Here is a 14395-nt window from a genome sequence, read left to right as displayed (position 1 = left end):
TCACGCGTCACCCTTCAGCTTCGCCTCGGCCTCGTCCGCCGACAGGCCCTCGATCTCGCGCAGCAGCGCCTCGAACTCGTCCAGGCCGATCGCCTCCGCCTGGTGCGACCGGATCGCCGCCGCGAGACCGTCCACGGTCGGCGCCTCGAAGACGGCGCTCATCGGGAAGTCGCCGTGCAGCGCGCGCAGCCGGCTCACGATCTGGATGGCGAACAGCGAGTTGCCGCCCAGCTCGTAGAAGTCGTCGTCCGGGCCGATCGGCGAGGCGCCGAGCATGTCCCGCCACACCCGGGCCACCGACTGGGCCAGTTCGTCGTCCGGCCACACCGTCGCCGGGTCCCAGCCGTCGTCCGCGGCCTGCCGGCCACCGCCCAGCGAGTCGGTGAACGAGGACGCCGTCAGACCGGCCTGGTCGGCCAGGACGTCCTGGAAGTCCGCCCGTGACACCACGACCTGCGGCAGTCCGCCGGCCAGCGCCGCCCGGGCCAGCCCCAGGCCCTCGGCCACCGGCACGCCCTGCTCGTGACGCAGCCGCTCGTACACGGCCCGCACCTCCGGCAGGCCCGCCATCTGCTGCTCGAACCAGTCGTCCCACGCCCACTGGGCCACGTCGAACGCCACGACCGTGCGCCCGGCGCCCGCCGCGGCCTGCGCGCAGGCGTCGGTGAACGCGGCGGCGGCGGTGTTCTCCGACTGGCCGAAGCCACCGATGACACCCGTCGTCGACGAGCCCGCGAGCAGGAAGACCTCCGGCTCGTCCGCGAGCAGTTCGTCGAGCAGCAGCGTGGAGCGCACCCGCGCGGCGAGGACCGCGTCGAAGTCCTCCCGGCCCTTCAGCGCGACGAGGCCGGAGCCCCGCGCCTCCGGGAAGTGCAGCACACCGCGCAGCCCGCCCGCGCCGAACAGCTCCCGCGCGCCGGCGAGGACTTCGCGGGCCTGCACCGGGTCCGCGAGGTCCGCGGCGCGGTACGTGACGCCGTCGCCCGCGAGCAGCGCCGCGAGACGCTCACCGGACGGCTCCTCGGCCTCACCGACGAGGAGCAGCCGCGCCCCGGACTCCGCCAGGTGCTCGGCGAAGCTCAGACCGGCCTCGCCGGGCAGCCCCGTCACCACGAACCCGGCGCCCTCGGGCCAGGCCCGCTCCGCCGGTACGGGGGCCAGCTCGACCGGCGCGAACGCGCGCAGCAGCCGTCGCCCGCCCCGGTACGCCACGAGCGACTCGCCGCCCGGGCCCGCCAGTTCGGCGACGAGCCGGCCGGCGACGGCGGCCGGTCCTCCGGCGAGGCTCACGTCCACGGCCCGGCAGGTCAGCCAGGTGTACTCCTGCGGCAGCACCGTCACCGCGCCGTACACGGTGGCCCGCTCCGGCCGCAGCACGGCCGTGCCGTAGGCGTCCTGGAGGTCGTCGGTGACGACGTCGAACCGCACCGGCCGGTCCTCGCCGGACCCGCCGAGGGCCTGCGCGAGAGCCACCAGGGTGTGGAAGCCGCTGTCCAGGGCCTCCGCGTAACGCCCGGCCGCGTCCGTGGGGTCGGCGTCGTCCGTGACCGACCAGGCGTGCAGCACCCGGTCGGGCGCGACGCCCTCGCCGCGCAGCTCCCGTACGACCTGCGGCAGATCGCCCGCGGCCGCCGGGGCGGCGGTGAACTCGTGCTCGGCGGTACGGGCGTAGCCGGCGCCCTTGCGCACGGTGACGACCGTGTGGCCGGCGCCGCGCAGCCCGGCCGCGACCTCGTCGGCGAGTCCGCGCCCGTCGGCGAGCACCAGCCAGGTCAGCGGAGTCTCGTCGTCTCCCCGGGGGAGCGGCGCGGGGTGCCACACCGGGGCGTACGTCCAGCGCGCCGCGTCCTTGCGGACGCCGACCGCGCCGCTCGCCTCCGGCTTCGGCAGCAGATGGCTCGGCCCCTGGAACGGGTAGGCGGGCAGCGGCACCCGGCGCCGGGTGCGGCCCTCGTGCAGCGCCGTCCAGTCGACGGCCACGCCGTGCCGCCACAGCTCGCCGAGGCCCTCGCGCAGCGCGCGGTCCTCGGCCGGGGCGGCGGCCTCGCCGCGCGGGCGGCGCAGCAGCGTCACCACCGGCTGCGGCTCCTCGTGGCTGCGGACCAGTCCGCTGAGCTGGCTGCCGGGACCGGCCTCGACGAGGACGGCCGGGCCGCGGCGGGCCAGCGTGGAGATGCCGTCGGCGAAGCGCACCGGCTGCCGGGTGTGCGCCACCCAGTACTCCGGGTCGGTGGCCTGCTCGTCGGTGATCCAGCCGCCGGTCACATTGGACAGGAACGGGATCGACGGCTTGTGCAGGGTCACCGAGCGCAGCACCTCGGCGAGCCCGGGCAGCGCCGGCTCGACCAGGCGGGTGTGGAAGGCGTGGGAGGTCTCCAGCTCCTTCACGGACACGCCCCGGTCCTCCAGGACGCGGCGGGCCGCGGCGACCTCCTCGGGGGTGCCGGCGACCACGCACGATCCGGGCGCGTTGACGGCGGCGACCACGGCGCCGGTGCCCTCGACGGCCTCGGCGACGGCCTGCTCGTCGAGCAGCACGGACAGCATCCGGCCGGGCGCGAGCTCCTGCATCAGCTCGGCGCGCCGCGCCACCACCTTCAGCGCGTCCGCCAGGCTGAACACGCCGGCCAGGCAGGCCGCGACCAGCTCGCCCAGGCTGTGCCCGGTCATCGCGTCCGGGCGCACGCCCCACGACATCAGGAGCCGCGCGACCGCGTAGTCCACGCAGAAGACGGCCGGCTGGGTCCAGCGGGTCTGCCGCAGCCGCTCGCCCGCACCCTCGTCATCGGTCGCGAACACGAGCTCGCGCAGGTCCGCGCCGGTCAGCGGCGCCAGGATGTCGGCGCAGGCGTCGAACGCCTCGCGGAACACCGGCTCGGTGCGGTAGAGCTCCGCGCCCATGCCCGCGTACTGGGCGCCCTGCCCGGGGAACAGGAAGACCGTGGCGGGCGCCTCGGCGTCCTCGGCGACCGGCTCGGTCGCGGGCACGGTCCGGCGCAGCGCGGCGGCGGCCTCGGCGCGGTCGGCGGCGACGACGGCGCGGCGGTGGGGGAGCGCGGCGCGGCCCAGCTGGAGGGTGTACGCGACGTCCGCGAGACCCGCACCGGGCTCGGCCTCCAGGGCGTCGGCGAGCCGCTCGGCGGCGGCCCGGAGGTCCTCCGGGGTGCGCGCCGACAGCGGCAGCACCTGACGGCTGGCGTCGGTGTCCCCGGCCTCGACGGCGGGCGCGGCCTCCAGGACGACGTGCGCGTTGGTGCCGCCGATGCCGAAGGCGCTCACACCCGCGCGCGGCGGCTCCTCGGTCGCGGGCCACGGCAGGCCCTCGGCGTCCACCCGGAACGGACCCTTGTCGAGGGCGAGTCGCGGGTTCGGCGCGGTGAAGTGGGCGGTCGGCGGGATGTGCCGGTGCTCCAGGGCGAGGGCCGCCTTGATCAGACCGGTCACACCGGCCGCGGCGTCCAGGTGGCCGATGTTCGACTTCACCGAGCCCAGGTGCACGGATCCGGCGGGCAGTCCGTCGCCGAACACCTCGGTGAGCGCCTGCACCTCGATCGGGTCGCCGAGCGGCGTGGCCGTGCCGTGCGCCTCGATGTACTGGATCGTGCCCGGCTCGACCCCGGCCACCGCCAGGGCCTCGGAGACGACCTCGGCCTGCCCGCGCGCCGACGGCGCGGTGAAGCCGATCTTGGCGGCGCCGTCGTTGTTGACCGCCGAGCCGCGGATCACCGCGTGCACGTGGTCGCCGTCCGCGAGCGCGTCCTCGAGCCGCTTCAGCACGACCACGGCCACGCCGTCACCGGAGACGGTGCCGGTCGCCCCGGCGTCGAACGGGCGGCAGTGCCCGTCCTCGGCGAGGATCGCGCCCTCCTCGTAGCGGTAGCCGCGCGGCTCGAACTCCCGCACCGCGACACCGCCCGCGAGCGCCATGTCGCACTCCTGGGACAGCAGCGACTGCACCGCCAGGTGCACGCCGACCAGCGACGACGAGCAGGCGCTCTGCACGGTGAAGCTCGGCCCGGTCAGGCCCAGCTTGTACGAGACGCGCAGGCTCAGCATGCCCGGGTCGTTGCCGACGGCGACCTGGATCTCGTCCGAGACCCGGCCGTCGGCGCCGCCCTGCGGGATCCGCTCGCGCAGATAGCCGCTGCCCGAGACGCCCGCGAACACACCGGTACGGGCGTCGCAGGAGCCCGCCGGATAGCCGGCCCGCTCCAGGGCCTGCCACGCGGTCTCCAGGAGCAGCCGGTGCTGCGGGTCCATCAGCTCCGCCTCGGAGCGGGTGATCCCGAAGAAGGCCGCGTCGAACCGGTCGTAACCCTCCAGCGGGAAGCCGGACTTGACGAGCGCCGGGTCCGCGAGCAGCGTCTCGGGCACGCCGGCCGCGGTCAGCTCCTCGTCGGTGTAGTGCGTGGCGCCCTCGGCGCCGGCCACGACCAGCCGCCACAGCGCCTCGACGTCGGGGGCCCCCGGGAAGCGCCCGCTCATCCCGATGATGGCGACGGACTGCTCCGGCAGCTCCGTTCCGTGCGTCTGCGCGGTCATGCGTTCCCCTCGTTGGTGTCGTCGTTGCGGGCGGCGAGCAACTCCTCGAGCTCACCCGCGAGTTCGCGTACGGTCGGCAGGTCGAAGAACATCCGCAGCGTCACGGGAACCCCGAGCCGCTCCTTGGCCACGGCCACGGCCTGGGTGGCGAGCATCGAGTGCCCGCCCAGTTCGAAGAAGTCGTCGTCGAGACCCACCCGGTCGACGGAGAGCAGCCCGGCCCAGATGTCCGCCAGGGTCTTCTCCACGGGCGTGACCGGCGCCGCGAAGTCCGCGTCGAGGTCCGGCCGTACGGCCTCCGGCGCCGGCAGCGCCCGCCGGTCCACCTTGCCGTTGATGGTCAGCGGCAGCCGGTCCAGGGTCACGAACACGTTCGGCACCATGTACTCGGGCAGCGTCCGCGCCAGGTGCTCGCGCAGCTCCGAAGGACCGGCCGGGTCAGCGGAGCCCGCCGGGACCCAGTAGGCCACCAGACGCGGGTCGCCGGCCGCGTCCTCGTCCACGACCACCACGGTGTCGCGGACCTCCGGGTGAGCGGTGAGCGCGTTCTCGATCTCGCCCAGCTCGATCCGGTAGCCGCGGATCTTCACCTGGTGGTCGAGCCGCCCCAGGTACTCGTGGTCGCCGCCCGCCGGCAGCTCCCGCGCGCTGTCGCCCGAGCGGTAGCGGCGGGCGCCCGGCACGGCCGCGTCCGGGTCCGGCAGGAACCGCTCGGCGGTCAGCGCCGGACGGCCCAGATAGCCGCGGGCCACGCCCGCGCCGCCCACGTACAGCTCACCGGCCGTGCCGGGAGCGGCCGGCCGTCCGTCGGCCCCGACCACCCGCATCGACCAGCCCTCGATCGCCCCGCCGATCACGCTGGCCGAACCGGCCAGGTCGGCCGCGGTCATCCGGCGGTACGTGGAGTGCACCGTCGTCTCGGTGATGCCGTACATGTTCACCAGCTCCGGACGGTCCGCGCCGTGCCGCGCGAACCACGGCCGCAGCATCTCCGGCGGCAGCGCCTCACCGGCGAACACCACGACCCGCAGCGCCAGTCCGGCGGGCGTGCCGCCGCGCTCGGCCAGCTCCTCCTCGTACCGGACGAGCTGCCGGAAGGCGGCCGGTGTCTGGTTGAGGACCGTGACGCCCTCGCGGTGCAGCAGCCCGTGGAAGTCCTGCGGCGAACGGCGGACGTCGTCGGGGACGACCACCAGACGCCCGCCGTGCAGCAGCGCGCCCCACATCTCCCACACCGACACGTCGAACGCGGCCGACGAGAACATCGACCACACGTCGTCCGGGCCGAAGCCGAAGCGCTCCCGGACGCCGGTGAGCAGCGCCGTCACCTGACGGTGCTCGACCATGACGCCCTTCGGGGTGCCGGTCGAACCGCTGGTGTAGATCACGTACGCGAGGTTCGCGGCGACCGCGCCGCCGCCGTCCGCCGGGGCCTCCTCCGGGCAGCCGGACAGATCGGTGCCGCCGGGGCCGGTGAGCACCGTGTGCGCGGTGCCGCGGATGCCGTCGGCCCGGTCGGTGACGAGGACCGTCGCGCCCGCGTCGGCGAGCATGAACTCCTGCCGCTCGGCCGGGCTCGCCGGGTCCACCGGCACATACGCCCCGCCCGCCTTCACCACCGCGAGCAGCGCCGTGATCAGCGTCGTGGTCCGCTCCAGGCGCACCGCCACCGGCACCTCCGGGCCGACGCCCAGGGACCGCAGGTGGTGGGCGAGCCGGTTGGCGTCCCGCTCGAGCTCCCGGTAGGTCAGCCGGCCGTCCGGGCCCGACACGGCGACGGCGTCGCCGCGCAGCCGCGCCTGCCGCTCGAACCAGGTGTGCAGGGTCCCCGGAGCGGAGTCCCGTCCGTCAACGGTCAAGGTCGTGCTTCCTCTCGGTGCGTGGCGCCTCGGTGCGCGGCGGTGAAGGACAGGACGGCCGGCAGCCGGCCGACCGGGGTGTCCGGGGAGGCGACGGCCTCCGTCAGGGCCCGCTCGTACGCGGCGAGCAGCGCGGCCGGCGTGTCCGGCCCGTACAGGTCGGTGTCGTACTCGAGGGTCAGCTCCACGGCGTCGCCGCCGCGCTCCTCCACGTACAGACTGAGGTCGTACTTCGCGGTGTCCTGAGGTCCCGTCAGGTCCAGGGCGCACCCGTCGAGTCCGGCGAAGACCGGCGCGCGCCGCTCGCCCAGATAGCTGAACATCACCCGGAACACCGGCATGAAGTCCCGGCCGCGCCGGGCGACCAGCGCCTCGACCAGCTTGTCGAAGGGCAGCTCCTGGTGCGCGGCGGCGTCCAGGACCGCCGTGCGCACCCGGCCGACCAGGGCCCGGAAGCCGGGCTCCCCGGCGAGCCCGGTCCGCACCGGCACCATGTTGATCAGACAGCCGACCAGCTCCTGGAGCTCCGGCCGGGTGCGCCCGGCGGCCGGAATGCCCACCGTCACGTCCTCGGTCCCGGACCAGCCCGCGAGCAGCGCGTACAGCGCCGCCATGTACGTCATGTTGGCCGTCGCCCGCTCGGCTCGCCCGAACGCCCGTACCGCTCCCACCAGTTCGGCGGGCAGCAGCCGGGTGGCGACCGCTCCCCGGAAGCTCTTCGAGCGGGGCCGCGGCCGGTCCGTCGGCAGCTCCAGGGCCCGCGGATCCTCACCGAGGACCGTACGCCAGTGGCCGACCAGGGCGTCGAGCGTGCCGCCGGTGAGCCGCGCCCGCTGCCACTCGGCGAGGTCCGCGTACTGCAGCGCGGCCTCCGGCAGCCCCTCCGGGGAGCCGTAGAGCAGCCCCAGTTCACGGTAGAAGACCTCCACCGAACCGCCGTCGACGGCGACATGATGGAAGGTCACCACCAGCCGGTGGTCGTCCGTCGCGACCCGCACGAGCCGGGCAGCCAGCGGGGGAGCGGCGGCCAGGTCGAAGACCCGCCGGGCCTCCTCGTCGGCGATCCGCCGCGCCTCCGCCTCCGGATCACCGGCCGCGGACACATCCGTGTACGGCAGCGGTACGGGCCCGGGCGCGGCGATCACCTGGTGCGGTACGCCGGCCGGCGCCGCGTACGTCGTGCGCAGCACCTCGTGGCGGGCCACCACCGCGTCGAGCGCCCGGCCGAGCGCCGCCCGGTCGAGCGCGCCGCGCAGCCGCAGCACCGTCGGCACGTTGTAGAGCGTGGTCTCCGGGTCGATCTGCTGCATGAACCACAGCCGCTGCTGCGCGAACGACAGCGCGGGCCGCGCGTCCGCGTCGCGCGGCACCGCCCGGAGCGCGTCCGCCACCGGGAACGGCGCCGCGGCCGGGCCGGGGATCGAGGCCGACGTACCGGTGCCGGAGGCGGTGGGCCCGGCCGGCGGCGCCTTCATGGCGGCGTCCACCACCTCGGCCATCTCCGCGAGCGTGCCCGCCCCGAGCAGCTCCGCGGGCGACACCGTCAGGCCCAGCTCCTCGTCGATCAGCGCGGCGAGCCGCTCCGCCGCCTCCGGGCCGCCACCGAGCGCGGCGAACTCCACGCCGGGCGCCGGCTCGTCCACACCGAGCAGCTCCGACCAGAGCCGGGTCAGCTCCTCCGTCACGAATCCGCTCGCCGTCATGCGAACGCCACCCCCTTGCGCGCCGAGCGCACCGTGCGGTGCAGCAGGTCCAGGAACGGCTTAGGCCGCGCCCGGAAGTAGAAGTGGTCGCCCTCGAAGAGATGCACGTCGGCGGGGCCCGCGGCCGAATGGCGGCCCCACAGACCGGCGTCCGCCGCCGGCACGTTCGGGTCGCCGTCGGCGGCGAACACGGTGATCGGACAGGGCACGGTCACGTCAGGCGCCACCCGGTACCGCTCCAGGGCCCCGAAGTCGGCGCGCAGCGCGGGCAGGCAGAGCCGGATCAGCTCCTCGTGCTCCGCGACGTCCAGATCCGTGCCGCCCAGACCCATGATCCGGGCGAGCACCTCGGTGTCCGTCTCCTCCCCGGCCCCGTCGAGGCGCTCGGCGCGGGCCTCGTGGTGCGAGGGCGCGGCACAGGCCGAGGCGACGAGCGCGGCCGGCCGGGAGGCCGTCCGGGCCAGGCGGCGGGCCGTCTCGAAGGCGACGATCGCGCCCATGCTGTGCCCGAAGAACACCGGACGGTCGAGCTCGCGCGCGGTCAGCGCCCGCGCCACCGCGTCCGCCAGCGCCTCCACCGACCGCGCCGGCTCGTCGAAGAGCCGGTTCTCGCGCCCCGGGTACTGGATGACGAGCAGCTCGACGTCGGGATCGAGCGCCGCCGAGAGTGCGTGGTAGTAGCTGGCGGCGCCGCCCGCGTGCGGGAAACAGACCAGGGTGTGCTCCGCCGCCGGCTTGGGATGGAAGCCGCGGATCCAGCGGTCCGTGGCCCTGTCGGTGTCGTGTGTCAACGTGAATCCCTGTCGGAGCGCGTGCGTGAGTGGCGTGCGAGGACGGTGGGGGCGAGGGTGGTTCGGGTACGGGAAGGGGCGCGCGGCCGCCTCGTACCGCGGCTTCCGGGGCCGGAGCCGGGCGGCCTGGCCCGCGGCGTACGGCCGGGGGCCGGTCGGGCCCGGCCCGTCAGCCCGCCTGGAGCACCGGCTCGGCCGGCCGCAGCTCCTGTCCCAGCGCCCGCCGGGCCGTCGCGAACTCGACCACCTGCCGGGCCATGGCGGTCAGTTGGGCCTGGACGTGCGGATCGGTGCAGCCGCCGTCGGGGGTGATGTCGGTGACCGTGGTGTTCACGGCCACGCCCAGCGGGGTGTTCCAGCCGCGCAGCGCGTGCACGGTGTCGCGCAGCGCCGACAGCGTGGTCATCGCGCCCTGCCAGCCCTCGCCGACCGCGAGGGAGCCGACCGCCCGCCCGCTCAGATAGGGCCGCTCGTCGTCGCGCAGCCCCTCCAGGTGGTCCAGGGCGTTCTTCAGGAGGCCCGACACCGCGCCGTGGTAGACCGGGCTGGCGAGCACGATCCCGTCGGCCGCCGCCACCTCGGCGAGCAGCCGCTCCGCCGCGGCCGGTCGCACGTCCGCGCGCGGGTCGAGGAGCGGGAGGACCAGCTCCTCGCCCGGCACGAGCCGGGTCTCCGCGCCCAGCCGCTCCGCCTCGTCGAGCACCAGGCGCAGCGCCCGTTCCGCCCGCGAACCGGGCCGGCGGGAACCGCCGATGCCCACCACTCTCACTGTCTGCCGCATGAGGAGCCCCCGAAGCCGTGTGCGGTCGAAATCCCTGCCTGTGCGGTCCCTCGTCGTCCGCGTCGTGTGCGTCGCCCCGGTGACCGGAACTCAGCGTTGACCACGGAAACTTGCAGGTCAAATGTTCGCCGACGGCGATTCCGATGGGAGATATCGAGGAATTCGATGCGCCTGGACAAGGGGGTGCGAAGGGGCCCGCCGGGGTGCGCCGGCGGCATCGGCGCCGCCGATGAGCGACATCGAAAGGACGGTGCCGCCGCTCCTTGATCGCTCCCTGCGCCCGGACCGATCATCGGACGATGCCCCTCCGTCCCGGACGAACCGGATCCAGCAGATCGGCGACGCGATGACGGCGGTCGACGACCCCACCGCCCCGCGGATCGCCGTCGTGGGCGCGACCGGCGCGGTCGGCGGCACCCTCCTGGAACTCGTGGAGGACCACCGGCTGCGCTACCGCGCCCTCCATCTGATCGCCTCCGCGCGCTCGGCGGGCCGTGAGATCCGCGTCGACGGGCGCGACCACCCGGTGCACGACGTCGCCGGCTTCGACTTCTCCCGGGCCGACGTGGCGTTCTTCTTCGCCGGCGCCGACGTCAGCCGCCGCTGGGCGCCGCTCGCGGCCGCCGCGGGCGCTCTTGTCGTCGACGGCAGCCGCGCCTTCCGGCTCGCCGAGGACGTGCCCCTCGTCGTCCCGGGGGTCAACGACGCGCTGCTGAGGCGTCGTCCGGCCCGCGGGCTCGTCGCCGGCCCCGGAGCGGCCACCGTGGCCCTGGTCCGGGTCCTCGCGCCGATCGTCCGCCGCTGGGCCGTCCGCAGGGTCGTGGTGAGCACCTACCAACCGGCTTCCGAGGCCGGGCACTCGGGCATCGAGGAGCTCCAGGAGGGCACCCGGGCCCGCCTCCAGGACCCGCAGACCGCGCTGCCCGCCGAGACGTTCTCGCCGCCGCTGGCCTTCGACGTGCTGACGGGCGACGGCGGTGCCGACGGCGACGGCGACGGCGAGGGTGACGGCGACGGCGACGGCGAGGGTGCCGGTGAATTCACCGCACAGGAGCGCGGGCTGCGCGACGAGACGAGACGCGTCCTCGGCCTGCCGGAGCTCGACCTGACCGCCACCTGCGTCCGGGTGCCCGTGGTGAACGGGCAGTGCGCGGCCGTGTGGGTCGACTGCGCCGCCGCCGTGGACCGTACGGAACTGATCGCGCTGCTGCGCTCCGCGCCCGGCGTCACCGTCCACGACGGCGCCGCGGGCGCCACGCCGACCCCCGCCACGCTCGGCGATCCCGACCGGGTGCACGTGGGCCGGATCCGGGTCTCGCCGGCCGACCCGACGGGCTTCTGGCTGTGGCTGGTCGCCGACAACCTCCGGGGCGGAGCGGCGCTGAACGCGGTCCAGGTCCTGGGCGGGCTCACGGCACACGGCACGCTCTGAGCCCGCCCAGGACCTGGCCTGGTTCCTCCCGCTCCGGGTCAGCCGACGAGCTGGAGCTCGGCGCGTTCCTCCCGTACCGGGAAGCCGCCCGGCTCGACCGGCGCGTCCGGTACGTGCGGCAGGTCCGGCGCGTCCTGCGCGGCGAAGCGCACGGTCTGGTCGATGAACGCGCGCATCTCGCGGGTGACCTGCTGGCCGCGCCGCCAGGCGATCTGGGTGTGCACCTCGAACGGCGGCCGCCAGTCGAGCACCACCAGGGCGCCCGCCGCGACCGCGTCGGCCACCGCGACCTCCGGCAGCACGCTCACCCCGAGCCCCGCGGCGACCCCGCGCTTCACGGACTCGACGGTGCCGAACTCCAGCAGCGCCGGCCCGGGACCGGCAGCCGCGTCGGTGAGTTCCGCCTCCAGGAGCTCCCGGTAGCAGTCGCCCGCCTCGGGCACCAGGAGCGGCACGGCGGCCAGGTCCCCGGAGCCGAGGCCGCGCAGCCCGGCGAGCCGGTGGCCCGGCGCTGCGACCGCGACGAGCGGTTCGGACCACAGGCGCTCGGTGCGCAGGCCCGCGTGCTCGGTGCGCGCGTCCATGAAGAAGCCCATGTCCAGGGCGCCGTGCCGCAGCGCCTCGCAGGTGCGGTCGGCGGAGCCGGTCCGCAGCGAGATCCGCAGCCGCGGATAGCGGTGGTGGAGGAACTCCAGGACCGGCGGCATGCGGTACGAGGTGAGGCTCTCGCTCGTCCCTACGGTGAGCAGCCCCGTGGGCTCGGCCCAGCCGGTCGTCTTGTCCCGCGCCTCGTCGACGAGGGACAGGATGCGTTCCGCGTACGGCAGCAGCCGCTCGCCCGCCGGGGTGAGCCGGATCCTGCCCCGCAGGCGTTCGAAGAGTTCCACGCCGAGGGCCACTTCCAGGCTCTTCACCTGGGCGGTCACGCTCGACTGTGCGTAGTTCAGGTCGGCCGCCGCCTTGGTGAAGCTGAGCAGCGTGGCGACACGGTGAAACGTGGTGAGCTGTCTGAGATCCAACGGGCCTCCCCCTCGGGCTCTGCCGGATTCCTGCGTCACTGCCAGCCCATGTCCTCCTGGACATCCGTGACGGTGTCCGGGGTGACGGCGGGCCGCTGTGCGGTTCCGGTGGCGGACGACCCGGTGAGCGGGGTCGTGGCCGAGGCGGTCAGGGCGGGTCCGAGGACGGTCGCGGCGGCCAGGGCGGTGACGGCTGCGGCCTTGACGACACGGGCGCGGAGCATGAAGAACATCCTTCCGGTTCTGGTTCGTACGGTTGGCGGGATGCAGAGGTGCCTTGGGTGGGGTGTCCACCGCGCATTAGCATCACCGGACGGGGCGCCGAGGGGGAAGGAAGATCAGCTGGACCCTTTGGGCCTTGGCCGAAAACGGCCACAGAGCAAGGAGCACGGACCGCTCGTCTCCGGGCCTTCGGGCCGGTGACGGTGCGGTGAACCACGAGGAACGGGGGCCTCATGCTGGAAGCGCTGGGACTGGACACAGCCACCGAAGCCGTCTACCGGGCCATGCTCGCGGAGCCCCGGGACGGGGCCGCGGACATCGCCCGGCGGCTCGGGACCACGGAGGAGGCCGTGCGGCGCGCCTGGGAGCGGCTGGCCGGCCTCTCCCTGGTCCGGTACGCCGACACGGACGGCGACCGCGACGGCCACCGCGACCGCGACGGCGACGGCGACCGGGACGGCGACCGCCCGACCGGCCGGCCCGAGCCGGTGAGCCCGGCGCTGGGCCTCGACCATCTGGTCGCCCGGGCCCAGACGGAGCTGGAGGAGCACCGCAGACGGGTCGCCGCCGCCCGGATCACGGCCTCCCGGCTGGCCTCCGAGTACGCCGAGCTGAGCGCCCGTACCACCCCGGTGACCGTGGAGCACCTGCCCGACGTGGCGCAGATACGGGCCAGGCTGGCGGCGCTCACCGACAGCGTGCGCGGCGAGGTGATGGTCTTCGCGCCCGGCGGCGCGCAGACCGAGGCCAACCGGCAGGCCGCCCGGCCGCTCAACGAACGCCTCCTCGGCCGCGGTGTGGTCATGCGGACCGTCTATCTGGACAGCGTCCGCAACGACCCGGCGACCGTCGCCCACGCCCGCGACCTCACCGGACTCGGCGGCCAGGTGCGCACGGTGGCCACGCTGCCGATCCGGATGACCCTGGTCGACCGCGAGGCCGCCGTGATCCCGGTGGACAGCGAGGACTCCAGCGCGGGAGCGGTCGTCCTGACCGGCCAGGGCCCGCTGACCGCCCTGTGCAGCCTCTTCGAGACGGTCTGGGAGACCGCCCGGCCGCTCGGCGACACCGCCCGCCGAGCCGACGACGGCGACGAACTGGACCGCCAGGAAGCGGCCGCGCTACGGCTCCTCGCCGAAGGCCACACGGACGAGGGCATCGCCAAGCGCATGGGCCTCTCCCACCGGACCGCCCGGCGCATCGCGACCGTCCTCATGGAGCGCCTCGGCGCCCGCAGCCGCTTCGAGGCGGGCGTACGGGCGGTCCAGCGCGGCTGGCTGCCGAGCGACTTGTGACGGCGCCACGGGTGGCCGACGGCCTCGGTCGTGACCGATGGCTCGTCACCTGGCTGTCGGCCTCGGCCGTGACCGATGGCTCGTCACCTGGCCGTCGCCCGATGGCCGGTTGACCGTGCGGGTGGCCAGCGACCGGTGGCCGGTGGCCGCGACTGGCGAGGCCTGCGACCCCGGCTTGCGGTCCCGGCCCCGGCCGGTCACCTCGGCCTGTGGCCCTCGCCTCGGCCTGCGGCCTCGCCCCGGCCTGAGGTCCGTCATCGTGACCCTCGACCTGACCCGACCCGACCCGACCCGACCCGACCCGACCCGACTCGGCCTGCCCGGCCCGACCTGACCCGGCCCAGCCCGACCTGACCCGGCCCGACTCGGCCCGCCCCGGCCCGCGACCCGCGCCGGCGGGTGCCCCCGGTGGCGTCAGGCGGCGGCGTTCTGGCGGACGCTCAGCGGGCGCTGGTCCGTCCAGACCTCCTCGACGTGCGCGAGGCACTCCGCCTTGGTGCCGGCGAAGCCGGCCGCCCGCCATCCGGCCGGCAGCTCGCGCTGCTCGGCCCACAGGGAGTACTGCTCCTCGTCGTTCACCACGACCACGAACCGCTCGTCCACACCCGCACTCGCGTCCTGCACGCCGTTCTCCTCCACGACTGACCATCGGCCGACTCGTCGGCTGACTCGTCGGTGCAACGCTCTCAGCCTCGGTGCCGCCCGCCGTCCGCGGCAAGATCCCCGCGATGGAACGTGCTGAACACCCGCA

10 protein-coding genes are annotated in these 14395 nt (G+C 75.2%); 2 read left to right on the top strand and 8 right to left on the bottom strand.

What is annotated here, in order from left to right:
* The 5 genes from ACIRSU_RS03280 to ACIRSU_RS03260 form a co-directional block, all read right to left on the bottom strand.
* On the bottom strand, positions 1 to 4542 hold the full coding sequence (locus tag ACIRSU_RS03280; RefSeq protein ID WP_403788664.1) for a beta-ketoacyl synthase N-terminal-like domain-containing protein: 4542 nt from the start codon (positions 4540 to 4542) through the stop codon (positions 1 to 3).
* On the bottom strand, positions 4539 to 6401 hold the full coding sequence (locus tag ACIRSU_RS03275) for an amino acid adenylation domain-containing protein (protein ID WP_403788662.1): 1863 nt from the start codon (positions 6399 to 6401) through the stop codon (positions 4539 to 4541). Before ACIRSU_RS03275 ends, ACIRSU_RS03280 begins: the two co-directional genes overlap by 4 nt.
* A complete protein-coding gene (locus tag ACIRSU_RS03270) occupies positions 6398 to 8104 on the bottom strand; it encodes a condensation domain-containing protein (RefSeq protein ID WP_403788660.1) in 1707 nt (568 codons plus the stop codon). The genes ACIRSU_RS03275 and ACIRSU_RS03270 overlap by 4 nt, the downstream gene beginning before the upstream one ends.
* On the bottom strand, positions 8101 to 8895 hold the full coding sequence (locus ACIRSU_RS03265) for a thioesterase II family protein (RefSeq protein ID WP_403788658.1): 795 nt from the start codon (positions 8893 to 8895) through the stop codon (positions 8101 to 8103). The genes ACIRSU_RS03270 and ACIRSU_RS03265 overlap by 4 nt, the downstream gene beginning before the upstream one ends.
* A 169-nt stretch (positions 8896 to 9064) precedes the next feature.
* Entirely contained in the window at positions 9065 to 9676 is a 612-nt protein-coding gene (locus tag ACIRSU_RS03260) for an NADPH-dependent FMN reductase (protein WP_403788656.1), read from the bottom strand.
* A 229-nt stretch (positions 9677 to 9905) separates the two neighbouring features.
* Here ACIRSU_RS03260 and ACIRSU_RS03255 point away from each other — a divergent pair, with 229 nt between their 5' ends.
* Positions 9906 to 11108 carry an aspartate-semialdehyde dehydrogenase gene (locus tag ACIRSU_RS03255; RefSeq protein ID WP_403788654.1) on the top strand — a complete coding sequence of 401 codons (1203 nt, stop codon included), beginning with the start codon at positions 9906 to 9908 and terminating at the stop codon, positions 11106 to 11108.
* Between the two features lie 38 nt (positions 11109 to 11146).
* On the opposite strand, the gene ACIRSU_RS03250 is transcribed toward ACIRSU_RS03255, so the two are convergent.
* Both ACIRSU_RS03250 and ACIRSU_RS03245 read right to left on the bottom strand, forming a co-directional pair.
* On the bottom strand, positions 11147 to 12127 hold the full coding sequence (locus ACIRSU_RS03250) for a LysR family transcriptional regulator (protein ID WP_403788652.1): 981 nt from the start codon (positions 12125 to 12127) through the stop codon (positions 11147 to 11149).
* A gap of 35 nt (positions 12128 to 12162) precedes the next feature.
* Complete coding sequence (locus ACIRSU_RS03245) at positions 12163 to 12351, bottom strand: hypothetical protein (protein WP_403788650.1); 189 nt, start codon at positions 12349 to 12351, stop codon at positions 12163 to 12165.
* 231 nt (positions 12352 to 12582) lie between these two features.
* Here ACIRSU_RS03245 and ACIRSU_RS03240 point away from each other — a divergent pair, with 231 nt between their 5' ends.
* Positions 12583 to 13644, top strand: coding sequence for a helix-turn-helix domain-containing protein (locus tag ACIRSU_RS03240; protein WP_403788648.1), 1062 nt, complete (start codon positions 12583 to 12585; stop codon positions 13642 to 13644).
* Positions 13645 to 14058: 414 nt separating this feature from the next.
* Here ACIRSU_RS03240 and ACIRSU_RS03235 read toward each other — a convergent pair whose 3' ends face one another.
* On the bottom strand, positions 14059 to 14268 hold the full coding sequence (locus tag ACIRSU_RS03235) for an MbtH family protein (RefSeq protein ID WP_403788646.1): 210 nt from the start codon (positions 14266 to 14268) through the stop codon (positions 14059 to 14061).
* Positions 14269 to 14395: the final 127 nt, after the last annotated feature.

Source organism: Streptomyces sp. NPDC101160, from assembly GCF_044768205.1.
Classification (GTDB): Bacteria; Actinomycetota; Actinomycetes; order Streptomycetales; family Streptomycetaceae; genus Streptomyces.
Note: the sequence above shows the minus strand (reverse complement) of the source record. Positions and strands in the feature narration are given on the sequence as shown.